The sequence below is a fragment of the Ruania suaedae genome, from assembly GCF_021049265.1.
In the GTDB taxonomy this organism is placed as follows: Bacteria; Actinomycetota; Actinomycetes; order Actinomycetales; family Beutenbergiaceae; genus Ruania; species Ruania suaedae.
In genome coordinates this window covers 2,883,151-2,905,405 of sequence record NZ_CP088018.1, presented here as the reverse complement: position 1 = coordinate 2,905,405, position 22,255 = coordinate 2,883,151, and the positions used below count along the sequence as shown (strand labels likewise).

General features: G+C 71.0%; 22 protein-coding genes and 3 tRNA genes. 20 read left to right on the top strand and 5 right to left on the bottom strand.

Going from position 1 to position 22,255, the window contains the following annotated elements; genetic code table 11:
- Positions 1 to 39 precede the first annotated feature (39 nt).
- The 7 genes from nuoI to LQF12_RS13355 are packed head-to-tail and all read left to right on the top strand — an operon-like array spanning position 40 to position 7,930.
- Complete coding sequence (gene nuoI / locus LQF12_RS13385) at positions 40 to 687, top strand: NADH-quinone oxidoreductase subunit NuoI (protein ID WP_231055609.1); 648 nt, start codon at positions 40 to 42, stop codon at positions 685 to 687.
- Positions 684 to 1,556, top strand: a complete 873-nt coding sequence (locus LQF12_RS13380) for an NADH-quinone oxidoreductase subunit J (RefSeq protein WP_231053406.1) — start codon at positions 684 to 686, stop codon at positions 1,554 to 1,556. Before nuoI ends, LQF12_RS13380 begins: the two co-directional genes overlap by 4 nt.
- A complete protein-coding gene (gene nuoK / locus LQF12_RS13375) occupies positions 1,553 to 1,852 on the top strand; it encodes an NADH-quinone oxidoreductase subunit NuoK (protein ID WP_231053405.1) in 300 nt (99 codons plus the stop codon). The genes LQF12_RS13380 and nuoK overlap by 4 nt, the downstream gene beginning before the upstream one ends.
- 26 nt (positions 1,853 to 1,878) lie before the next feature.
- Positions 1,879 to 3,804, top strand: a complete 1,926-nt coding sequence (gene nuoL / locus LQF12_RS13370) for an NADH-quinone oxidoreductase subunit L (RefSeq protein ID WP_231053404.1) — start codon at positions 1,879 to 1,881, stop codon at positions 3,802 to 3,804.
- Between the two features lie 12 nt (positions 3,805 to 3,816).
- Positions 3,817 to 5,364 (top strand): NADH-quinone oxidoreductase subunit M, encoded by a 1,548-nt coding sequence (locus tag LQF12_RS13365; protein WP_231053403.1) that lies wholly within the window; start codon positions 3,817 to 3,819, stop codon positions 5,362 to 5,364.
- Positions 5,361 to 6,926: an NADH-quinone oxidoreductase subunit NuoN gene (gene nuoN / locus LQF12_RS13360; RefSeq protein WP_231053402.1), complete on the top strand. Its 1,566-nt coding sequence runs from the start codon at positions 5,361 to 5,363 to the stop codon at positions 6,924 to 6,926. Before LQF12_RS13365 ends, nuoN begins: the two co-directional genes overlap by 4 nt.
- A 17-nt stretch (positions 6,927 to 6,943) precedes the next feature.
- Positions 6,944 to 7,930: a polyprenyl synthetase family protein gene (locus LQF12_RS13355; RefSeq protein WP_354004710.1), complete on the top strand. Its 987-nt coding sequence runs from the start codon at positions 6,944 to 6,946 to the stop codon at positions 7,928 to 7,930.
- 28 nt (positions 7,931 to 7,958) lie between these two features.
- On the opposite strand, the gene LQF12_RS13350 is transcribed toward LQF12_RS13355, so the two are convergent.
- Together LQF12_RS13350 and rarD are read right to left on the bottom strand one after the other, a co-directional pair.
- Entirely contained in the window at positions 7,959 to 8,354 is a 396-nt protein-coding gene (locus LQF12_RS13350; protein WP_231053400.1) for an arsenate-mycothiol transferase ArsC, read from the bottom strand.
- Positions 8,354 to 9,349 (bottom strand): EamA family transporter RarD, encoded by a 996-nt coding sequence (gene rarD, locus LQF12_RS13345; protein ID WP_231053399.1) that lies wholly within the window; start codon positions 9,347 to 9,349, stop codon positions 8,354 to 8,356. Before rarD ends, LQF12_RS13350 begins: the two co-directional genes overlap by 1 nt.
- Before the next feature lie 153 nt (positions 9,350 to 9,502).
- Here rarD and LQF12_RS13340 point away from each other — a divergent pair, with 153 nt between their 5' ends.
- The 3 genes from LQF12_RS13340 (at position 9,503) to LQF12_RS13330 (ending at position 13,562) form a co-directional block, all read left to right on the top strand.
- Entirely contained in the window at positions 9,503 to 10,888 is a 1,386-nt protein-coding gene (locus tag LQF12_RS13340) for an FAD-dependent oxidoreductase (RefSeq protein WP_231053398.1), read from the top strand.
- Between the two features lie 42 nt (positions 10,889 to 10,930).
- Positions 10,931 to 11,812: a zinc metalloprotease HtpX gene (gene htpX / locus LQF12_RS13335; RefSeq protein WP_231053397.1), complete on the top strand. Its 882-nt coding sequence runs from the start codon at positions 10,931 to 10,933 to the stop codon at positions 11,810 to 11,812.
- A gap of 61 nt (positions 11,813 to 11,873) precedes the next feature.
- Positions 11,874 to 13,562: an HNH endonuclease signature motif containing protein gene (locus LQF12_RS13330; RefSeq protein WP_231053396.1), complete on the top strand. Its 1,689-nt coding sequence runs from the start codon at positions 11,874 to 11,876 to the stop codon at positions 13,560 to 13,562.
- Between the two features lie 70 nt (positions 13,563 to 13,632).
- On the opposite strand, the gene LQF12_RS13325 is transcribed toward LQF12_RS13330, so the two are convergent.
- Positions 13,633 to 14,130, bottom strand: coding sequence for a YajQ family cyclic di-GMP-binding protein (locus LQF12_RS13325; protein ID WP_231053395.1), 498 nt, complete (start codon positions 14,128 to 14,130; stop codon positions 13,633 to 13,635).
- A gap of 99 nt (positions 14,131 to 14,229) precedes the next feature.
- Here LQF12_RS13325 and LQF12_RS13320 point away from each other — a divergent pair.
- The 6 genes from LQF12_RS13320 to LQF12_RS13295 all read left to right on the top strand — a co-directional run bounded on the left by LQF12_RS13320 (position 14,230) and on the right by LQF12_RS13295 (position 15,815).
- A tRNA-Tyr gene (locus LQF12_RS13320) sits at positions 14,230 to 14,314 on the top strand.
- A 183-nt stretch (positions 14,315 to 14,497) separates the two neighbouring features.
- Positions 14,498 to 14,570: transfer RNA gene (locus LQF12_RS13315), tRNA-Thr, on the top strand.
- Between the two features lie 49 nt (positions 14,571 to 14,619).
- Positions 14,620 to 14,693: transfer RNA gene (locus LQF12_RS13310), tRNA-Met, on the top strand.
- Positions 14,694 to 14,749: 56 nt separating this feature from the next.
- Positions 14,750 to 14,920 carry a 50S ribosomal protein L33 gene (gene rpmG / locus LQF12_RS13305; RefSeq protein WP_231053394.1) on the top strand — a complete coding sequence of 57 codons (171 nt, stop codon included), beginning with the start codon at positions 14,750 to 14,752 and terminating at the stop codon, positions 14,918 to 14,920.
- A gap of 11 nt (positions 14,921 to 14,931) precedes the next feature.
- Positions 14,932 to 15,384, top strand: a complete 453-nt coding sequence (locus tag LQF12_RS13300) for an FAS1-like dehydratase domain-containing protein (protein ID WP_231053393.1) — start codon at positions 14,932 to 14,934, stop codon at positions 15,382 to 15,384.
- On the top strand, positions 15,381 to 15,815 hold the full coding sequence (locus LQF12_RS13295; protein ID WP_231053392.1) for a MaoC/PaaZ C-terminal domain-containing protein: 435 nt from the start codon (positions 15,381 to 15,383) through the stop codon (positions 15,813 to 15,815). Before LQF12_RS13300 ends, LQF12_RS13295 begins: the two co-directional genes overlap by 4 nt.
- Before the next feature lie 31 nt (positions 15,816 to 15,846).
- On the opposite strand, the gene LQF12_RS13290 is transcribed toward LQF12_RS13295, so the two are convergent.
- A complete protein-coding gene (locus LQF12_RS13290; RefSeq protein ID WP_231053391.1) occupies positions 15,847 to 16,890 on the bottom strand; it encodes a LacI family DNA-binding transcriptional regulator in 1,044 nt (347 codons plus the stop codon).
- 124 nt (positions 16,891 to 17,014) lie between these two features.
- Between LQF12_RS13290 and LQF12_RS13285 the strand changes: the two genes are divergently transcribed.
- Both LQF12_RS13285 and LQF12_RS13280 read left to right on the top strand, forming a co-directional pair.
- Positions 17,015 to 18,274 carry an MFS transporter gene (locus tag LQF12_RS13285; RefSeq protein ID WP_231053390.1) on the top strand — a complete coding sequence of 420 codons (1,260 nt, stop codon included), beginning with the start codon at positions 17,015 to 17,017 and terminating at the stop codon, positions 18,272 to 18,274.
- 47 nt (positions 18,275 to 18,321) lie between these two features.
- Complete coding sequence (locus tag LQF12_RS13280; RefSeq protein WP_231053389.1) at positions 18,322 to 19,407, top strand: UDP-N-acetylmuramate dehydrogenase; 1,086 nt, start codon at positions 18,322 to 18,324, stop codon at positions 19,405 to 19,407.
- On the opposite strand, the gene LQF12_RS13275 is transcribed toward LQF12_RS13280, so the two are convergent.
- The gene (locus tag LQF12_RS13275; RefSeq protein ID WP_231053388.1) at positions 19,393 to 20,490 is read right to left on the bottom strand and encodes an adenosine deaminase; all 1,098 of its coding nucleotides are present in this window, start codon (positions 20,488 to 20,490) and stop codon (positions 19,393 to 19,395) included. The two genes, LQF12_RS13280 and LQF12_RS13275, sit on opposite strands and share 15 nt — an antisense overlap.
- 44 nt (positions 20,491 to 20,534) lie before the next feature.
- On the opposite strand from LQF12_RS13275, the gene LQF12_RS13270 reads away from it, so the two are divergent.
- On the top strand, positions 20,535 to 21,743 hold the full coding sequence (locus LQF12_RS13270; protein ID WP_231053387.1) for a phosphotransferase: 1,209 nt from the start codon (positions 20,535 to 20,537) through the stop codon (positions 21,741 to 21,743).
- A complete protein-coding gene (locus tag LQF12_RS13265) occupies positions 21,740 to 22,192 on the top strand; it encodes a hypothetical protein (RefSeq protein WP_231053386.1) in 453 nt (150 codons plus the stop codon). Before LQF12_RS13270 ends, LQF12_RS13265 begins: the two co-directional genes overlap by 4 nt.
- The last annotated feature ends 63 nt before the right edge of the window (positions 22,193 to 22,255 follow it).

Genomic DNA, 22,255 nt, shown 5'->3' with positions numbered 1-22,255 from the left:
CCGCGTACCACCAAGACGGCGATGGGCGCGACCCACGACATGAACGACTTCGACGTCGACGGCGATCAGGACAAGAACGCCATCGAGGAGTTCTTCGCCCCGGTCGCCGGGTTCGGCGTGACGATGGCCTCGCTGTTCCGGCCGGTGGTCACCGAGCAGTACCCGTTCGAGAAGAAGCCCACCGCGCCCCGCTACCACGGGCGACACCAGCTCAACCGGCACCCGGACGGGCTGGAGAAGTGCATCGGGTGCGAGCTGTGCGCCTGGGCCTGCCCGGCGGATGCGATCTACGTCGAGGGTGGCAACAACGCCCCCGGCGCGCAGTACTCACCGGGGGAGCGGTACGGCAAGGTCTATCAGATCAACTACCTGCGCTGTATCTTCTGCGGGCTCTGCATCGAGGCCTGCCCCACCCGGGCGCTGACGATGACCAACGAGTACGAGCTGGCCGACACCACCCGCGAGGGGATGATCTTCGACAAGGACCAGCTCCTCGCGCCGCTGCGCTCGGGCATGCTCTCCGCTCCCCACCCGATGGTCGAGGGCACCACCGACGGCGACTACTACATGGGCTCGGTCACCGGCCCCACCGAGACGCAGGTGGACTGGGTCCGCGAGCACCGGCCCGAGGACCCTAGCCTGGACTCGGTGGCCACCACGCGTAGCTCGCAGGGAGGCCAGCGATGACCGAGCAGCTCGTGATCTCCACCGGCGAGGCGGTCCTGTTCTGGGTGCTGGCTCCGCTGATGGTCCTCGGCGCGCTCTCCCTGCTGTTCGCACGCCGCCCGGTGCACATCGCCGTCAGCATCGCGGGCGTGATGGTGGGTCTGGCCGTCCTCTACATCGCGCTGGAGGCACCGTTCCTCGGGGTGGTACAGGTCGTGGTCTACACCGGCGCGGTGATGATGCTGTTCCTGTTCGTGCTGATGCTGATCGGTGTCGACTCGACCGAGTCCCTCACCGAGACCCTCGCCGGGCAGCGGTGGATCGCCGTCGTCGGAGGACTGGGGCTGCTCGTGCTGATGGTCGCCGTACTCACCCGCCCCGAGTTCGGGCCGGCCGTGGGGCAGACCGCCGCCAACGCCGACACCAACCCGGTCGGGGTGGCGCGGCTGATCTTCGGCCAGTACGTCTTCGCCTTCGAGCTCACGGCCGCCCTGCTGATCACCGCGGCTCTCGGTGCACTCGTGCTCAGCCACCGCCGGCGCCTCGGACCGCGCACCGGCCAGCGTGAGACGGTGGAGAAGAAGCTCGCCACCTTCAAGCGCACCGGCTCCGCCACTGCCGTCACCTCCGCACCCGGACCCGGCGTCTACGCCCGCACGAACTCCGCGGACATGCCGGCGCTGTCGGCCACCGGCGAGACCCTCGACGCCTCGGTCACGACGGTGCTGCGCGTGCGCGGTCAGGTTCAGCGTGACGAGGAGGCCGCAACCCAGACCGGGCGGGTGGCCATGATCGCCTCCGGGGCCCCCGTGACCGACACCGGGGACGAAGCACACCGTGAGCCGCCGGAGCCGGCCACCGACCGGCCTGAGGAGGGGGACGAGCGATGACGTTGGTGCACTACCTGGTCCTGTCCGGGATCCTGTTCTCGATCGGTGCCGTCGCCGTGCTCGTGCGCCGCAACGCCCTCGTGGCGTTCATGGGCGTGGAGCTGATGCTCAACGCCGCGAACCTGACGCTGGTCACCTTCGCCCGGATGCACGGTGACCTGCAGGGGCAGGTGATCGCCTTCTTCGTGATGGTGGTGGCCGCGGCGGAGGTCGTGATCGGCCTGGCGATCATCGTGTCCATCCACCGAACCCGCGGGTCGGCGTCGCTCGATGACGCCAACCTGCTGAAGAATTGATTGAGGTCATGGACGCCACTTCTGCGATGCCCTTGACAAGTCTGGCCTGGCTGCTGGTCGCCATCCCGCTCGTCAGTGCTGCCGTGCTCCTGGTCGGCGGCCGGCGCACCGACGCCTGGGGGCACTGGCTCGGCGTCGTCGCCGCCGGTGCCGCCGCGCTGCTCGGGATCGGGATCCTGCTCGAGCTGCTCGGGCAACCCGGCGAGGACCGGATCCACAGCATCCACCTGTTCTCGTGGATCCCCGCCGGTGACCTGAGCGTGGACGCGGGCCTGCTGGTCGACCCGCTCTCGATGACGTTCGTGCTGCTGATCACCTTCGTCGGTGCGCTCATCCACATCTACTCGGTCGCCTACATGGCCCACGACGACTCCCGCCGGCGGTTCTTCGCCTACCTGAACCTGTTCGTGGCAGCGATGCTCGTGCTGGTCCTGGCCGACTCCTACGCGCTGCTCTTCGTCGGCTGGGAGGGCGTGGGCCTGGCCTCCTACCTGCTCATCGGCTTCTGGAACCACCGCACCGAGTACGCGGTCGCCGCCAAGAAGGCGTTCGTGATGAACCGCGTCGGGGACATGGGTCTGCTCGTCGCGATGATGCTGATGTTCGCCTCGATCGGCGCCGTGGACTTCGAGGGCGTCTTCGCCGCCGCCGCCGGCACCAACGAGGGCGTCCTGACGGCGACCGGGCTGATGCTCGTGCTCGCCGCGTGCGGCAAGTCGGCCCAGTTCCCGCTCCAGGCCTGGCTCGGGGACGCCATGGCCGGCCCGACGCCGGTCTCGGCGCTGATCCACGCGGCCACCATGGTCACCGCCGGCGTCTACCTGATCGTCCGGTCGGCCCCGGTCTTCGAGGGAGCCCCGACGGCGCAGCTCGTCGCGGCCATCATCGGCGCCGTCACGCTCCTGTTCGGTGCGATCGTCGGGTGCGCGAAGGACGACATCAAGAAGACCCTCGCCGCCTCCACGATGAGCCAGATCGGGTACATGGTCCTGGCCGCGGGCCTCGGGCCGATCGGCTACGCCTTCGCGATCTTCCACCTGCTCACGCACGGGTTCTTCAAGGCCGGGATGTTCCTCGGGGCCGGGTCGGTGATGCACGGTATGGGCGATGAGGTGAACATGCGCAAGTTCGGCGCGCTGCGCCGGTCGATGCAGATCACCTGGATCACCTTCGGAGCCGGATGGCTCGCGATCCTGGGCATCCCGCCATTCTCCGGCTTCTGGTCCAAGGACAAGATCATCGAGGCCGCCTTCGTCGGCGACGGCTGGCAGCCGTGGGTGTTCGGTCCGATCGCCCTGCTCGGCGCCGGGATCACGGCGTTCTACATGTCCCGCCTGTTCTTCATGACGTTCCACGGCAAGGCCCGCTGGAACGACGGCACGGACACGGCCGGCGGCAACGTCACCGAGGACCCGGTCCAGCACCCGCACGAGTCGCCGGCACTGATGACCGTGCCGATGATCATCCTCGCCGTCGGGTCGGTGGCCCTTGGCGGACTGCTCGCGATCGGTGACACCTTCACCCACTGGCTCGAGCCGGTCACCGGCCACGTCGAGCACCACGAACCGGTGCTACCGATCCCGCTGCTGATCGCCGCCACCATCGCCCTGGTGCTGCTGGGGGCGTTCCTCGCCTGGCGCCAGTACGGTGCCGCCGCGGTGCCCGTGGCGCCGCCACGAGGGTCGGTCCTGACCCGCGCCGCCCGCGCCGACCTGTACCAGGACACGGTGAACGAGACCGTCTTTGCCACCCCGGGCGCCCGGATGACCGAGGTGCTCACCGACGCCGACACCTCGGTGGTCGACGGCGCCGCGCGCGGACTGGGGACCGGGGCCGTCGGGCTCGGGAACCGGTGGCGCCGGCTGCAGACGGGATTCGTCCGCAGCTATGCCTCGATCATGGTCGTCGGTGTCGTGCTCGCCGTTGTCGTCGTCCTCGCCACGCGAGTTTGAGTCGGAGGATCCATGACTTCCACCCTTGCCGGTCTGCCCTGGCTCTCCCTGCTCGTGGCGCTGCCGCTGGTCGCGGCCGCCGTCATCTGGCTCGTCCCTGGTGTGCAGAAGATCGCCCGCCCGCTCGGCCTGGTGGTGAGCGTGCTCGTGCTCGCCGCCGCCGTGGCGATGGTCCCCGGCTTCGATGCCGGCGGCGGCTACCAGTTGACCGAGACCTACTCCTGGATCCCCGCCATCGGGGCGTCCTGGGCCGTCGGGATCAACGGTCTCGGGCTGGTGATGATCCTGCTGTCCGTGGCGCTCGTCCCGATCGTGCTCGCCGCGGCCTGGAACGAGGTGGTGCTGCCGGGCGGCGGGGCTACCGCAGCCGACGGTGAGCCGGACACCCGGGCGCTGGACCGCCGTCGGGCGGGGTATGTGGCCCTGGTGCTCGCGCTCGAGGCGATGATGATCGCGATCTTCGCCGTACGGGACCTGTTCGCCTTCTACGTGGTCTTCGAGGCCATGCTGATCCCCGTCTACTTCATGATCGGCGTGTTCGGCGGTGCGAACCGCCGGCCCGCGGCGATGAAGTTCCTGCTCTACTCCCTCGCCGGCGGCCTGGTGATGCTGGCCGGGGTGATCTACCTGCTCGCCCAGACCGGGGGCGGGGAGCAGGCACTGCTGCTCGACAACCTGGCCGGTGCCCTCGAGGGCAACTACACCGCGCAGCTCTGGGTGCTGATCAGCTTCCTGGTCGCCTTCGCGATCAAGGCGCCGATGGTGCCGGTGCACACCTGGTTGCCCGATGCCGCCGAGCAGGCCCCGCCGGGTACTTCGGCGCTGCTGGTCGGTGTCCTGGACAAGGTCGGCACCTTCGCGATGATCGCGATCTGCCTGCCGCTGTTCCCCGAGGCGATCGCGAACGTCGCGCCCTACCTGGTGGTGCTGGCGATCATCTCGATCATCTACGGCGGGATCGTGGCGATCGGGCAGAAGGACGTGATGCGCCTGATCGCCTTCACCTCCGTCTCCCACTTCGGCCTGATCGTGCTCGGAATCTTCGTCGGCACCCAGACGGCCATGGTCGGCTCGATGATCTACATGGTCGCCCACGGTGTCTCGACCGCCGCGCTCTTCCTGGCGGCCGGGTTCCTCGCCCAGCGCGGCGGGTCGCAACAGCTGAGCGCCTACTCCGGGATGCAGCGGGTGGTGCCGGTGCTCGCCGGGGTGTTCCTGATCTCCGGGCTGGCGACGCTCGCCCTGCCGGGCCTGAGCGGGTTCGTCCCCGAGTACCTGGTGCTGCTGGGCAGCTTCGAGGCCTCACCGGCGGCGGGTGTCTTCGCCGTGATCGGCGTGGTGCTCTCCGCCCTGTACATCCTGCTCGCCTACCAGCGGATCTTCACCGGACCGGTCGCCACCGACCGGTCGAACCTGCCCGATCTCGACGGCCGGGAACGGTGGACGATGGTGCCGCTCGTCGTCGCGATGCTGGCGCTGGGCTTCTTCCCCGCGCCGGTGCTCGACGTGCTCACTCCAGCCGCTGACCAGTTCGCCGCGATCCTCGGGAGCGCCTCATGACCTCCTTCGTCCCACCGTCGATCGACTGGGCCGCCCTGGCTCCGATCCTCATCGTGCTCGGGGCCGCCGTGCTCGGGGTGCTGATCGAGGCGTTCGTCAAGGATGCGGTGCGCCGCACCGTGCAGGTGATCCTCGCCGTCGTGGCACTCGGTGCCGCCCTGGTGACGGTGGCCTGGCGCTGGACCATCGTGCAGTCCCAGGGTCCGGCCGAGCTGGTGGGTGGCGCGATCGTCGAGGACGCACCGGCGCTGCTGGCGCAGGGCGTGGTGCTGCTGTGCGCCTTCGTGGGCATGCTGGTCATCGCCGACCGCGCCGGCGGGGAGGACGGCTTCACGCCGGTCGCCGCCGGCACCCCGGGATCGGCCTACGAGGCCCAGGCGCGTCGCCTCGGGCTGGTCCAGACCGAGGTGTTCCCGCTGGTGCTCTTCTCGGTGGGCGGCATGCTGGTCTTCCCCGCGGCCTCGGACCTGCTGACGCTGTTCATCGCCCTCGAGGTGCTCTCGCTGCCGCTGTACCTGCTGGCGGGCCTGGCCAGGCGGCGTCGGCTGCTCTCGCAGGAGGCCTCGCTGAAGTACTTCCTGCTCGGCGCCTTCTCCTCAGCCTTCTTCCTGATGGGCCTGGCGCTGCTGTACGGGTACTCGGGCTCCGTGCGGTACGCGGACGTCGCCTCGGCGGTCCCGATGATGGTGGGCATGGACGCGATCCTGCTCGCCGGGGTGGTGCTGGTGCTCGTCGGACTGCTCTTCAAGGTGGGTGCGGTCCCGTTCCACTCCTGGGTGCCCGACGTTTACCAGGGATCGCCCACCTCGATCACCGGGTTCATGGCGGCCTGCACGAAGATCGCGGCCTTCGCGGCGCTGGTGCGGTTCATGTACACCGTGGTGCCGGGCCTGACCTGGGATCTGAGCCCGATGCTGTGGGGCGTGGCGATCCTGACCATGGTCGTCGGCACGGTCCTGGCGATCGTGCAGACCGACATCAAGCGGATGCTGGCCTACTCCTCGGTGGCCCACGCCGGCTTCGTGCTGCTGGGCGTGATCGCCCTCACCACCTCCGGCATCAGCTCGGTGATGTTCTACCTGCTGGTCTACGGCCTGGCCACCGTGGGCGCCTTCGGTCTGGTCACCCTCGTGCGTGAACGGGACGCCGAGGGCAACGTGACGGCGGAGGCCACGCGGCTGGACCAGTGGGCGGGCCTGGGACGGCGCCACCCGGTGATCGCCACCTGCTTCACCCTGTTCCTGCTCTCCTTCGCCGGGATCCCGCTGACGGCGGGCTTCGTCGGCAAGTTCACCGTGTTCGCCGCTGCTGTCGAGGGTGGGGGATGGCCGCTGGTGGTCGTCGCCGTGCTCGCCAGCGCCGCCGCCGCGTTCTTCTACGTCCGCCTGATCGTGCTGATGTTCTTCACCGAGCCGGCCGGGACGGCAGGAGCCACCGTGGTGCGGACGGAGGGCACGACCGCCATCGCGGTGGCGGTGTGCGCCGTCGCGACCGTGGTGCTGGGTGTGCTGCCCACGCCGATTCTGTCCCTCGCGGCCGAAGCGACTAAGTTCATGCTGTGACCACATCCGTACCTGCCATGGGTGACTCCGGCCTGGAGTCGCGCATGAGCCACGAGCTGGACGAGGTCGAGCGCCGTCTGCGCGAGGCGACCAGCCACGCCGAGCCGATCGTGGACGAGACCTCCCGCCATCTCCTGGCCGCGGGCGGCAAGCGCATCCGGCCCGTGCTGGTCCTCCTGACCAGCCAGTTCGGCAGCGGCGTCAACGAGCAGGTGCGCCAGGCCGCGGTGGCGACCGAGCTGACGCACCTGGCTACGCTCTACCACGACGACGTGATGGACTCGGCGCCGCTGCGCCGGGGCGCGCCCAGCGCTCACGAGGTGTGGGGCAACTCGGTGGCGATCCTCACCGGGGACCTGCTCTTCGCCCGTGCCTCCCAGCTGGTCTCCGAGCTCGGTCCACGCGCGGTACGGGTCCAGGCGGACGCCTTCGAGCGGCTGGTGATGGGGCAGTTGCACGAGACCCTCGGCCCGCGCGAGGGGGAGGACCCGATCGATCACTACCTGCGGGTGCTCGCGGACAAGACCGGATCCCTGATCGCCGCCTCGGCCTGCTACGGGACGATGCTCTCCGGAGCGGACCGGGAGATCCAGGATGCGGCGGTGCGCTACGGCGAGAAGGTCGGTGTGGCCTTCCAGCTCGCCGACGACGTCATCGACCTGGTCTCGGACTCCGCCACCACCGGCAAGACGCCGGGGACGGACCTGCGCGAGGGTGTGGCGACGATGCCGGTGCTGCTGCTCCGGGCCCGGGCTGCCGCGGGAACCCTGGACGAGGCGGGCCAGGCCCTGCTGTCCGATCTGGACGACGGCGACCTGAGCTCGGACGAGGCGCTGGCCGATCTGCTGCGCCGGCTGCGAGGCCACGACGTCCTCGACGAGGCGCGTGCCATGGCGCGGGAGTGGTCCGACAAGGCGATCGCCGAACTCGGGCCGCTGCCCGAGTCGCCGGAACGTGAGGCCCTCGAGGTGTTCGCGGGCATGCTCGTGGACCGGATGGCCTGAGACCGGGCAGGATCCGGCGGCGGGCGGGTCAGCCCAGCTCTGCGGCCAGGCGGTCGACCCGGGCGGCGATGTCGTCGCGGATCAGCCGCATCCGTTCCATCCCGGTGACCCCGCGCTCCGAGGGCTCGTCGGTCTCCCAGCGCTCCACCGGTGCTGTACCAGGTTCGAGCTCGACCTCCGAGCCGAGGAGTACCACCCGGTCGACCTCGTCCAGCAGCGACGGGACCACGGCCTTGGGGTACTCACCCTCGACGGTGGCGCCCACCTCCGCCAGCGCATCGACGGACTCCTGATTGAGGGCCTTCCCGGGGGCGGTGCCGGCCGAGTAGACAGCCAGCCGATCGCCCGCCCGGGCTCGCATCAGTGCCGCCGCCAACTGTGACTTGCCACCGTTCTTGACACAGACGAACAGCACGCCGGTCATTATGCCTCCGAGCTCTCGGGTCGGTCCGGGGCCGATTCTATGCGCGGATCACGGCGGCGGCGGCCGAATCGTGCCGCACGCAGCCCGTCCCAGGTCAGGGCCACCAGAGCCATCCAGACGAGGGCGAAGCCCGCCCAGCGGCCGGCATCCATCTCCTCGCGGTAGAGCAGCACCCCGGTGAGGAACTGCATCGTCGGGGTGAGGTACTGCAACAGCCCCACCATCGCCAGCGGCAACCGGCGGGCGGCCGTGGCGAACAGGACGAGCGGGACCGACGTGACGACCCCGGCGGCGACCAGCAGCGCGGCCAGACCGGGCGCAGGAAGGCCACCGGCACCGGGCTGCCCGAACGTTCCCACGCCCATGACGGCCAGCACCACCAGGAAGATGAGGGCGACGGGGGTCAGGACCATCGTCTCCACTGCCAGGCCGGGCAGGGCCGGCACCCGGGCGCCCACCTGCTTCTTGACCAGACCGTAGCCACCGAAGCTGAGGGCGAGGACCAGCGAGATCCACGGGAACGAGCCGTAGCCGATCGCGATCACCAGCACGCCTGCGGCACCGAAGCCGACGGCCACCCACTGGGGTGGTCGCAGCCGCTCTCCGAGCACGAGCACGGCCAGCACGACCGTGATCAGCGGGTTGATGTAGTACCCCAGCGCGCCGTCGACCACATGCCCGGTGACCACCGCCAGCACGAACACCACCCAGTTCACGCAGAGCAGCGTCGCCGCCAGCGCCAGTCGCGCCGTCAGCCGGCGATCGCGCACGAGCGAGGTGAACTGGCGCAGACGGCCCAGCAGCGCGAGCAGTGCCAGGCACGCGAGCAGCGACCAGACGATCCGATGGGCCGTGATCTCCAGCGGACTCGCGGGCGCGAGCAGTGGGAAGTACAGCGGCAGCAGGCCCCACCACGCGTATCCGGCGATGCCGGCGGCGAGCCCGCGTGGATCGAGCGCTCCGGCATCGGTGAGCGGGCGTTCGGGGGTCGGCACGCGCCCAACGTACCGCTCGCTCTCGCCCGCAGTGTGAGACGCCGTCCTCGGCGGAGGCGTCCGGTGAGGTGACCCTTAGACTGGGGGCAGCTCTTCACCCGTCCCCGGTACCCCACGGTGCCCTCGACCGATCCGAAAGAGGCATCCCACCCCGTGCCTACCACCCTCCGCGTTGCCATCGTCGGGGCCGGCCCCGCCGGCATCTACGCCGCCGACATCCTGTCCAAGTCCGACCTGGACGTCGAGATCGACCTGTTCGAGCGGCTGCCGGCGCCCTACGGCCTGGTCAGGTACGGCGTGGCGCCCGACCACCCGCGGATCAAGGGCATCATCACCGCGTTGTACAAGGTGCTGCAGCGCGGGGACATCCGCCTGATCGGCAACGTGGACTTCGGGTCGGACCTCACCCTGGAGGACGTGCGCGAGTACTACGACGCGGTCATCTTCTCCACCGGTGCCATCCGGGACGCGGACCTCAACATCCCCGGCATCGACCTCGACGGCAGCTACGGTGCCGCCGACTTCGTCTCCTGGTTCGACGGCCACCCCGACGTGCCGCGCACCTGGCCGCTGGAGGCGCAGCACATCGCAGTCCTGGGGGTCGGCAACGTCGCCCTGGACGTGGCGCGCATCCTCGCCAAGCACGTCGAGGACCTGATGCCGACCGAGATCCCGGAGAACGTCGTCGAGGGCCTGGCGAAGAGCCCGGTCACCGATGTGCACGTCTTCGGCCGCCGTGGGCCGGCCCAGGTGAAGTTCACCCCGCTGGAGTTGCGCGAGCTCGGCCACGTGCCGGACGTGGACATCGTGGTCTATCCCGAGGACTTCGACTTCGACGAGGGGTCGGAGGAGGCGATCCGCTCCTCCAACCAGACCAAGCAGGTCGTGAAGACGCTCACCGACTGGACGCTGCGCGACCCGAGCGAACTGACCGCCTCGCGGCGGATCCACCTGCACTTCCTGCACAAGCCGCACGAGGTGCTGGGCGCCGACGGCAAGGTGATCGGTCTGCGCACCGAACGCACCGAACTCACCGGGGACGGCAATGTGCGTGGCACCGGTGAGTTCACCGACTTCGACGTCCAGGCCGTCTACCGGGCGGTGGGCTACTTCGGCTCCCCGCTGCCGGACGTACCGTTCGACGACGTCGCCGGTGTCATCCCCAACGAAGGCGGCCGGGTGCTGGGTGCCGATGGTGAGCACATCCCCGGCCTGTACACCACGGGCTGGATCAAGCGTGGCCCGGTCGGGCTGATCGGTCACACGAAGTCCGATGCGGCGGAGACCATCCGGCACCTCGTCGAGGACGTGACCAGCGGTCTCGAGGACGGCACGCTCACCCCCGCCACCCAGAGAGACCCGCAGGCGGTCATCGACCGCCTCGACGAGGCAGGCGTGGCGTACACCACCTGGGAGGGCTGGGAACTACTCGACGCCTACGAGCGTTCCCTGGGTGAGGAGCACGGACGGGAACGCGTCAAGGTGGTCCCGCGCGAGGACATGACCGAGATCTCGCGAGGAGTGTCCGCCCGCGCGTGACCCCGCCGCTCCCAGGGCATACGGAGCAGGAGGGAACGGCCAGTGACTCGCACGTGGGCGAACGGTGTGAAGACGGCGGCACTGTTCGGCGTCCTCTGGGCGGTGGTGCTCGGGATCGGCGCGCTGGTCGCCGGCGGCACCGGCAGCGCGTCATGGATCTGGCTGTTCGCAGGGATCGGCGTGGTCTCCACGTTCGTCTCCTACTGGCGCTCGGACAAGATCGCCATCCGCGCGATGCGGGCCCGCCCGGTCAGTGAGGCCGAGGCGCCGGCGATGTACGCGATCGTGCGGGAGCTGGCGACCCAGGCCCGCCAGCCCATGCCGCGCCTGTACATCTCGCCCACGGAGGCTCCCAATGCCTTCGCCACAGGCCGCAACCCCCGCAACGCAGCGGTCTGCTGCACGGTCGGGATCCTGCGGCTGCTGGACGAGCGCGAGCTGCGGGGCGTGCTGGCCCACGAGCTCTCACACGTCTACAACCGCGACATCCTCACCTCCTCCGTCGCCGCCGCCATGGCCGGGGTGATCACCTCGGTGGCGCAGTTCCTGCTGTTCTTCGGGGGGCGGGGGCGTGACAACGGACCGCTGGGGATGATCGGGATGCTCGCGATGGCGCTGCTGGCGCCGTTCGCGGCGATGGTGATCCAGATGGCCATCTCCCGGACCCGGGAGTTCGATGCGGACGCCGACGGCGCCTCCCTCTCCCAGGACCCGCTCGCCCTGGCCTCGGCGTTGCGCAAGCTGGAGAGCGGCACGGCCGCACGACCGTTGCGGCCCGACGGCGACCTCGCCGACGTCTCCCACCTGATGATCGCCAATCCCTTCAAGGCCGGCGCGGTCTCAAGGTTGTTCGCCACTCACCCGCCGATGAGTGAGCGCGTCTCGCGGCTGGAGGAGATGGCCCGCGGCGGCTGGCAGCGCTGAGCGCTCACGCATCGTGCCTGGTCAGGGGGCGATGTCAGTGGTCGATGGTTGAGTGGGATCCATGACGACGACACCTCCTTCTGGTTCCGTGGTGGATCCGCGGCGGGGTGTGTTGTCGTCGTTGCGTCACGCCCGCGCGTCGGCGTCGGCGTGGGAGGTGGAGGCGGCGCGGCTGGTGGTCGCATGGATCACTGAGCACACCGTGACCGACATGGGTGCTTCACAGGTGATCGAGGCTGACGAGCCGATCGAGCGGGCGGTGCTGGCGGGGTTGGAGGCTCCGATGCGCCTGGCGGGCCCGGGTGCGCCGTGGGTGGCGGATCTGGAGTTCTGCGAGCTGGCCACATCGTTGAGCATGTCGCCCGATGCTGCGCGCGGCTACGTCGGTGAGGTCACTGAGCTCGCGTTCCGCCTGACCCGGCTGTGGGAGCGGGTGGTGTGCGGGCAGGTGCGGTTGTGGCGGGCACGGGAGGTGGCCCGCTCCACCAGGGTCCTGTCTGCTGAGGGTGCTGCCTGGGTCGATGCGCAGCTGGCGCCGGTGATCGGGTCCTGTTCAGGGGCTCAGGTGCAGCGCGCGGTCGCTGCGGCGTTGGATCGGTTCGATCCCGAGGCGGCCGAGGCCCGGCGGCGGGAGGCGGATGAGGGCCGCCACTTCGACATCGTGTTGGACGAGCCCGGCGGCCCGGAGGTGGTCGGTGCGGGCGGCACGGTCGAGGTGGACGGGGTCCTGGATCTGGCTGATGCGCTCGATCTGGATGCGGCGGTGTCCGCGACGGCGGCCCAGCTGCGGGCGTTCGGGTCCGCCGAGAGTCTGGATGCCCGCCGGGCCCGGGCGGTCGGTGAGATCGCCCGCCGGGAGCTCATGCTGGCGATCCCACCGGTCGAGAGGGCGGCGGGTGATCAAGACAGCGCCGAACCGCCTCCCACGCAGCCGTCCACCGATCCCGGGCGTCGGATCGAGCTGATCCTGCATCTGAGCGCTGACGCCCTCGACCCCTCGTGTGATGGCCGGCCAGGCTCGGGGGTGGTGGGGCGGTGTGAGAACACCCGCTCGCCGGTCTCGGCCGAGCAGATCAGGTCATGGTGCGCCACGCCCGGCACGAGGGTGCTGGTGCGCCCGGTGGTGGACCTGTCCGGTCACTACCCGACCGAGAGCTATGAGATCGCGGGCCGCCTTCGTCACCAGGTCACCACACGCGACCCGCAGTGTGTGTTCCCTTCCTGCACCCGCCGCGCCCGGGCGTGCGACCTCGACCACATCCTCCCCTTCGAGCAGGGTGGCCCTACCTGTGGGTGCAACCTCGCGCCGCTGTGCCGCCGGCACCACAGGGCGAAGACGCACGGGGCCTGGTCCTACGTCATGATCACACCCGGGACCTACCTGTGGACCTCCCCCAGCGGGGAGCTGCTACTCGTCGACGGGCGCGGCACGTTCCCCGTCCCATCCCCAGGCGCGGCCCCCGGACAACCCCCACGCCACGCACCATCATCGCCACCGCATCCGTGCGGGCGCGCCGCCCACCGGGACCGGCCCGGCCCACCCGAAAGACCAACACCTGATCAACCCCGCCGATCGCGGGCGCCGCGCCGACCCACCGAAGAACCGGCCGGACGACCCCGGCCTCGACCCCCCACCCTTCTGAGTACCCCACCCCGAACCCCGCCGAGCAACGCTCAGCGGGGCCACAGGCACGTCCACGCTCCGCTCGCCACGGCCCGGCTATGCCTGGCTCCGCCTAGCTCGGCCTAGTTCTGCTCAGTTGGGGCCTGGGTGTGCCCCACTGGGCCAGGCTGTGCGGAGACGCTCGGCTCGTCGGTCCTCAGCGGTAGTTGACGAACTGCAGCGCCGCGTCGATGTCGGCGTCCTTGAGCATCGAGATGACCACCTGCAGGTCGTCCCGCTTCTTCGAGCTGACCCGCACCTCGTCCCCACTGATCTGGGTCTTGACCCCCTTGGGTCCCTCGTCACGGATCAGCTTGGTGATCTTCTTCGCGTTCTCGCTCGAGAGGCCCTCCTTGAGGGTGCCGGCGAGCCGGTACTCCTTACCCGAGGGCTGCGGCTCGTCCTCGCCGGTGTCGATGGCCTTGAGGGAGACCCCGCGGCGGATCAACTTCGACTGGAAGACGTCGAGGATCGCGAGCACCCGCTCGGCGGTGTTCGCCGTCATCACGATCGAGTCGCCGCTCCAGGCGATCGAGGCGCCCACACCCTTGAAGTCGTACCGCTGGGAGACCTCCTTCCCGGCCTGGTTCAGCGCGTTGTCCACCTCCTGCCGGTCGACCTTGCTGACGACGTCGAACGAGGAGTCGCTCGCCACGGTTGCTCTCCTTCATGTGGGACTGGCCACGCTGCGCGGGCCGATGGTCACGAACTGCCGGCGAAGTTGGTAGTGTTTCACCCGGTCCACCGACCATACGGCGGGTTGCCCGAGCGGCCAAAGGGAGCTGACTGTAAATCAGCCGCGGAATGCTTCGCAGGTTCGAATCCTGCACCCGCCACCAATCGACAGGGCGTCTCCATGATGGAGGCGCCCTTCGTGGTTCCGGGACCCGCCCGCCTCCCGCCGGACGGCGCCGGGCGAGCCCGGCTGCACGGCTCCCCGCAGGCGCCCCGACGTGGCCCCCGCCACATCTGCCCCCCGGATTTCCCCCGAGGGCCGCACAGCATGTACTCTCGTTCCCGCTGCCCCGATAGCTCAGTCGGCAGAGCGTCTCCATGGTAAGGAGAAGGTCAAGGGTTCGATTCCCTTTCGGGGCTCTGGTCGTGCCCGGCCGCGCGGTCCGTGCCGCGCGAGCCGGCAGGACGCGGCGGGATAGCTCAGACGGTCAGAGCGCACGACTCATAATCGTGAGGTCGCGGGTTCGATCCCCGCTCCCGCTACTCAACAAGCTCCGCCAGCGGCCCGGGCCCGGGTCGGCACATCGTAAGGAAGAGCAATGGCAACCAAGTCCGCGGATGTCCGCCCCAAGATCACCCTCGCGTGCGAGGTGTGCAAGGAGCGCAACTACATCACCAAGAAGAACCGTCGGAACAACCCCGACCGGCTCGAACTGGCGAAGTACTGCTCCCGCTGCAACGCCAAGACCAACCACCGCGAGACGCGCTGACTCATCCGTCGATGAGTGCAGTCAACGCAGACTTCGTAGGGCGGGTGTTCACCGGAACCCCGCCCTACGTCGCGTCCCGGGCCAAGATCGCCGAGTTCGCCGCAGCCGTCGGTGCCGGTTCGGCCGTGCACACCGACCCGGTGGCCGCGCAGGCGCTCGGCTACGGCGACGTCGTCGCCCCGGGCACGTTCGCGGTCATCGTCGCCCAACGCGCCGAGGCCGAGTACATCGAGGATCCGGACGCCGCGATCGACTTCTCCCGCGTGGTGCATGCGAACGAGGGGTTCACCCACCGGCGACCGATCGTGGCCGGTGACCTGCTGCACACAGCCGTGCACGTGGACTCGATCACCGAACGTGCCGGGATCGCCATGGTCACCACCCGCACCGCCATCTCCGACGGCGCAGGGGAGCCGGTGTGCGAGGTCACCTCGACCCTTGCCGTGCGTGGGGAGGACTCATGACGAGCCTCACCGCCGCCGTCGAGCAGGGCACCGAACTCTTCCGCGTGGCCCGCGCCGTGAACCGGGACCGGCTGGTGCGCTACGCCGGAGCCAGCGGTGACTTCAACCCGATCCACTACAACGACCGCTTCGCCACCGAGGTGGGCCTGCCGGGCGTCATCGCGCACGGCATGCTCACCATGGGCCTGGCCTGCGCCGCCCTGACCGACTGGCTCGAGGACCCGGCCGATCTCCTCTCCTACGGCGTGCGCTTCACCCGACCGGTGCCGGTCCCCGATCCCGGCGAGGTCACGCTCGAGATCGGTGCCGTCATCGGCGCTGTCGACACGGCCGCCGGCACGGCCAGGGTCGATCTCCTGGTCAGCGTCGGCGGGACGAGCGTGCTCGGCAAGAGCCAGGCACACGTCCGTCTCCACCCGCCCAGCGCCTGAGGCGTCAGCCGCGATTGACCGGCGGCGGACCTCAGCCGGGCACCGGACCCGTGGTCGTGCCCACCCGCAGGCTGCAGCCGAGCGAGACCGGGTCGGGCCGGGTGCCGTCGGCGAGCATGATGGCCGCCCGGGCGGCGTGCTCGCCCTTCTCCCGCGCCGGCTGGACCACCGAGGTCAACCGGTGGTCCCCGAGCCAGGGCAGGTCCACGCCGTCGAAGCCCGCCACCGAGACGTCCTGGGGCACACGCAGCCCCTGCTCCTGCGCCGCCAGCAGCAGTCCGGCGGCGATCAGATCGCTGAAGCCGACCAATGCCGTGGGGCGGGGGGACAGATCCAGCAGGGCGTGCCCGGCACGGATCCCCTCCTCCACCAGCGAGCGCGCCGTGGACTCCCCGGCGACCGGGTCGATCCCGGCGTCCCGTAGCCCGGCGAGGCGATCGGCGACGTAGCGGGCGTGCGGCCTGGTCCCGGCGAGGTCGACCGGGCCGGTCATCCGGTCGACCGTCCACGGCATCGTGGCCACGGCCACCCGGCGATGCCCGAGCCCGGCCAGATGCCGGCCGAGCAGCGACATCCCCGCCCGGTCCTGCACCCGCACCGACACCGCACCCGGCCCGGTGCGGTCCACCCACACCATGGGCACCTCCCGCTCACGCAGAATGCGTGCTGCGTCGCGGCCGATCGCGTGCAGCACGACCGCCGAGTCCATCGATCCGTGCCGGATCAGGTGCTGACCACCCGCGAGCTCGTCATCGGCCGCGGGGACCAGCAGCATCCCGCGCGCCGCGTCCCCGAGGGCGCTGGCCACCCCGGCCAGGGTCTGCACGGCCACCGGGTCACGGAAGTTGATCCGCACGTCCCGCCCCACCAGCACCCCGACCACGCGGCTGCGGCCCCGTCGCAGCGAGGCGGCCACCGGGTTCGGCCCGGCGTACCCGAGTTCCGCGGCGGCGCGGCGCACCCGTGCCCGGGTGGCCTCGGCGATGGGGCCCGCACCGGAGAAGGCGAGGGACGCCGTCGAGAGGGACACGCCGGCCCTGCGCGCGACGTCGGTGAGGGTGGCGCGGGTGCTCATTCGCTGCGTGTGCTCCTCATCGTTTGACCGGTGATCACGGTCGGCCGCACCATAGCCTAGGCGCCGTACCACCGGCATCGCGGTGGGCTCCGATCGCCGCGGATCCCACACCCAGAGAGTTCCGATGTCCTCCACGAACACCACGCAGCGGGCGCGCCGCGGTGCAGCACTGGTGATGGCGACCTTCGCCCTCAACGGCTTCACGCTGGCGAACTGGCTCTCCCGGATCCCGACCGTCAGGGACGAGCTCGGGCTGAGCGAGGGCCAGCTCGGCATGATCATCCTCGTCGGCTCGCTCGGGTCGTTGCTCTCGATGCCCGTGACCGGCCGGGTGATCGACGGCCTCGGGGCTCGACGGACCGTGGCGCTCACCGCCGTCGTGGCGGCCGTCGGGCTGACCGTGGTGGCCGCGGGCGTGCATGCCGGGACCGTGTGGCTGCTCGTGGCCGGGCTCTTCGTGACGTTCATGGGCGTCGGCGGCTGGGACGTGTCGATGAACTACGCGGGAACGATGGTCGAACGCGGGCTGGAGCGCGCGATCATGCCCTGGTTCCATGGCGGGTTCTCGATCGGCACCGTGCTGGGCGCCGGCGTCGGCGCGCTGGTGATCCGCGCCGGGGTGGGGGTGCCGCTGCACGTGGTCACGGTCGTCGCCGTCGCGCTCACCCTCGTCCTGCTGTGCACCCGCGGCTTCCTCACCGCCGACGACCTCGCCGCCGGCGAGAACGGCGGCGAGCCCGACGAGGAGGTCCGAGGAGCACGCGCGTCCTTCACCGGCGTCTGGTTCGAGCGCCGGACGCTGCTGGTGGGTCTGGTCGTGCTCGCGGCCGCGCTGACCGAGGGTGCCGCCAACGACTGGCTCGCGCTCGCCGTCGTGGACGGCTTCGACGCGCCGAACGAGGTCGGTGCCATCGGTCTGGCGATCTTCCTGCTGGGTATGACCGCGATGCGGTTCCTCGGCACCGCCCTGCTCAACCGGTTCGGACGGGTCGTCGTGCTGCGGCTGTGTACGGCGATGGCCATCGCCGGCCTCGCCATCTTCACCCTCGTGCCCGTGATGCCGGTGGCGATGGCCGGGGGCGCGCTGTGGGGCATGGGCGCGGCCCTCGGCTTCCCGGTCGGGATGAGCGCAGCCTCCGACGATCCGGCCAAGGCGGCGGCGCGGCTGGCGGTGGTCTCGACCATCGGGTATGCCGCATTCCTCGTGGGTCCCGGGGTGCTCGGCCTCCTCGGCGAGATCGTGGGCACCCGGCACGCGCTGCTGGTGATCATGGTCCCGCTCGTGGCCGGGCTGCTGGCGATCCCCGCTGCCCGTGAGCTGCCGCCCGCGAGCGCTGCGCCGCGGACCGAGGACTCCCGCGCCGGCGGGCGGGCCGAGGCATGACCTCTCCGACCGGCCGGACGCAGAGCCGACCCGTAGAGTGGTCGCCCATGACCGACCTGTCCGCCTCGAGCGCCGTCCGGCTCGCGGAGCTGACCACGCTGCGCGTCGGTGGCCCGGTGCACAGGTTCGTCGAGGCGGCCAGTGAGGACGAGATCATCGCCACCGTCGCCGCGGCCGACGCCGCGGGCGAGCCCGTGCTCGTGCTCGGTGGTGGGTCCAACGTCCTCGCCGCCGACGACGGCTTCCCCGGCGTGGTGGTGCGCGACGGACGCCGGGGGATCGCGGTGGAGAGCCAGGACGCCTGCGGCGGCGCCGCGATCCGGGTGCCCGCCGGTCAGCCGTGGGAGGACGTGGTGCTGCGCGCCGTGGCCGAGGGCTGGCGTGGGGTCGAGGCGCTCGCGGGGATCCCCGGCTCCACCGGAGCCACGCCTGTGCAGAATGTCGGTGCCTACGGCCAGGAGGTGGCCGAGGTGATCTCGTCCGTGCGCACCTGGGACCGGGGCACCGGCCGGATCCGCACGCTGGCGCGCTCCGAGCTGGGCTTCGGCTACCGCTCCTCGCTGCTGAAGGACTCCTTCTCCGACGACGGCACCGGCCGCGCCTGGCTGCCGAGTCCGCGATTCGTGGTGCTCGAGGTGAGCTTCCAGTTCGTCCTGGCCGACACCAGCGCGCCGATCGCCTACCCCGAGCTCGCCACCACCCTCGGGGTCGCCCTGGGCGAGCGGGCGGCCTCGGCGGAGGTGCGGGACGCCGTCCTGGAGCTACGCCGCGGCAAGGGGATGGTGCTGGACGCGCGGGACCACGACACCTGGAGCGCCGGCTCGTTCTTCACCAACCCCGTGATGACGGCCGAGCAGGCGCAGCGGTTGCCCCAGGACGCCCCCCGGTTCCCGGTGGGGGAGCAGGTCAAGACCAGTGCCGCCTGGCTGATCGCGCGCTCGGGATTCGGCAAGGGCCACGGATCGCCGGGCCCGGCTGCGCTGTCGACCAAGCACGTCCTCGCCCTGACCAACCGCGGCGGCGCGAGGGCGTCGGATCTGCTCGCGCTGGCGCGGGAGGTGCGCGAAGGGGTGCGGACCACGTTCGGCGTGGACCTGGTACCCGAACCGGTGCTGGTGTCAGCCCGGCTGTAGCGCTCCCTCACCCGCGGGCGGTCCGGAGCCGGCCAGCCAGGAGTCCACGTCGGCCAGCATCTGCCGTCGCGAGGTGGGGCTCGCGCGCGAGGCGCGGATGGACCCGCGCGCCAGCTCGGCGATCTCACGATCGTCGAGTCCGTGCACCTGCCGGGCCGTCCGGTACTGCTCCAGCAGGCGCGAGCCGAAGAGCAGTGGATCGTCGGCGCCGAGCGCGACGTCGGCGCCGGCAGCCAGCAGACGACGCAGCGGGACCTGCTCGGCGTCGGCGAACACGCCGAGCGAGACGTTCGAGGCCGGGCAGATCTCGAGCGCGATGCCCTCCGCGACGATCCGCTCCAGCAGTGCGGGGTCCTCGGCGGCCCGGACGCCGTGCCCGAGCCGGTCCGGGTGCAGGTGCGCGACCACCTGCGAGATGTGGTCCGGGCCCAGGAGCTCGCCCCCGTGTGGTGCGAGCACGAGCCCGGCGCGAGCAGCGATGCGGAACGCGGCGCCGAACTCCGAGGTCACCCCGCGCCGCTCGTCGTTGCTGAGCCCGAAACCGATCACCTCCCCGGGCCCGTCCCCGGCGTGCCGGACCGCCAGCCGGGCGAGGGTGCGAGCGTCCAACGGGTGCCGGGTGCGTGAGGCGGCCACGATGACGGCGACCTCGACCCCGGTCTCGGCGCTCGCCTGCCGGGCCGCATCGGTGACGATCTCCAGCGCCGGGGTGATACCGCCGACGTGGGGAGCGTAGGAGGTCGGATCCACCTGGATCTCCAACCGGCGCGAGCCCTCGGCGGCGTCGTCCTGCACGGCCTCCCGCACGAGCCGGCGCATCGCTGCCTCCGAACGCACGACGGCGCGCGATGCGTCGTACATGCGCTGGAACCGGAACCAGCCGCGCTCATTCGCGGGCAGGCGCAGCGCATCGGGAGCCGCGACGGTCTCGCGCAACGTCTCCGGGATGCGCACACCGGCCTCGTCGGCGAGCTCGACCAGGGTGCTCGGGCGCATCGATCCAGTGAAGTGCAGGTGCAGGTGGGCCTTCGGGAGGGTGCGCAGGTCGCGTGCCACACCGCCACTGTATGAGAGTTCTCTCATCGTATTCTCACGCTCGCGCCATCCGGCCCGCGTCGACTATCACCATGACCATATGTGTGCCCGAGGATCTGGCCCTGCTCTCGGGGCCCGAGGCCCCCGAGCTGGTCCGCGCCGCGCTCGGGCCGGACGAGGTGGACGGTCTCGAGGTGGAGGTCGAGGCCATCCACCACCGTCCCGGCCTCGGCGTCAGCGTGGTCTACACCGTCGGCTACGCGCACGCCGGCGCCCTCGTGCGGGAGACGTTGGTGGCCAGCACCGCAGCGGTCCCCGAGGCCGACGGCGTGGCGACCCTCCAGGACGGTGACCGGCACGTGCGCGTGTGGCGTCGCACCGACGACCCCGCCCTGCCCGGTCTGCGCTTGGCCACCGACCCGGTGGCGGTCGGTTCCTGGCTGCACCAGGCCGGCGTCGGCCAGGGAGGGCCCGCGCAGGTCCGGATGCTGGGCTACCGGCCCACCCGGCGCGCGGTGCTGCGCGCCTCGTGCGCCGATCGGACCGCCTTCCTCAAGGTGCTGCCGCCGGCCCGGGCGCACCGGCTGGTGAGGCGCCACGAGGTGCTCGCCCGTGCAGCGGTTGACGCCCCGCGGGTGCTCGGGGTCACCGATACCGGCGTGATCGCTCTGTCGCAGATGTCCGGGGTACCGCTGGCGACGGCGATCGCCGAGTCCGTCCGGCGCCCGGACCTGCTGCCGGCCGCAGAGCAGGTCTCGGCCTGGCTGGACACGCTGCCGGCGGAGGTCCTCGACCTGCCGCGCCGGCCCTCATGGGTGGACCGGGCCGATTTCCACGCGGAGGCGGCTCGCGCCGCGCTGCCCGCACGTGCCGAGGAGATCTCGGCGCTGGAGGGTGGCATCGTCACCCTGCTGGCCGGACGCCCGGCGCCGACGATGGTGGCGACCCACGGCGATTTCTACGAGGCGAACGTCTTCACCGCCGGCGGGCGGGTGCGGGGAGCCATCGACCTGGACTCCCTCGGGCCGGGTGCTCGCGAGGACGACCTCGCCACCCTGCTCGGGCACATGAGTGTGCTGCCCGCACTCGCTCCGGGGATCTATCACCATGTGCCCGAGCTGACCGAGGACTGGTTCGAGGGCTTCGCCCGCACCGTCGACGCCCCCTCGCTCGCGGCCCGGGCCGCTGCGGTGGTGCTCTCCCTGGTGGCCGGGGCGGCACCGCACCAGCGGGAACCACGGCTGCGAGCGGCACAGACATGGCTGCGACGTGCACAGGACGAGGCAAGGAGGATCCGATGAGTCGCAACGGTGGCGCATGGATGGTGACCGGGGCGCTGGGAGCCCTGGGCGTGGTGGCAGCCGTCTCCGCGGCGAGCCCGACGCCTCCGACCGAGCACGCGAGCGGTGCGGTGGTCATCTCTGTCCCGGACCAGACCCCACCCGCCACGACGGACAAGAACCCGGACCCGGGCAGCGCGCAGGCGGACTCCGCCGTCACCGCGGTGACGGCGACGGCGGCCACGGCCGACTCCCCGGCCGAGCCGAGCACGCGGGTGCAGCCCCCGTCGCAGGGTTCGTCGGGTTCGTCCTCAAGCACCGCACCCCCCGAGACGGCGGACTCACCGCCGTCCGCGGCCTCGCCCGAGCGTGTGCCGCTGGCCTCGCCGGTCAGTCCCGACTCGCCCGTGAGCCCCGACTCGCCGGAGTCGGCCGGGAGCGCGCCCTCGGCCGGCAGCGGTGACGACTGATGAGAAGGCTCTCATCGCTCACTCCTGGCCCTCTCATCGCGCTACGGAAATCTCAGACCTGAC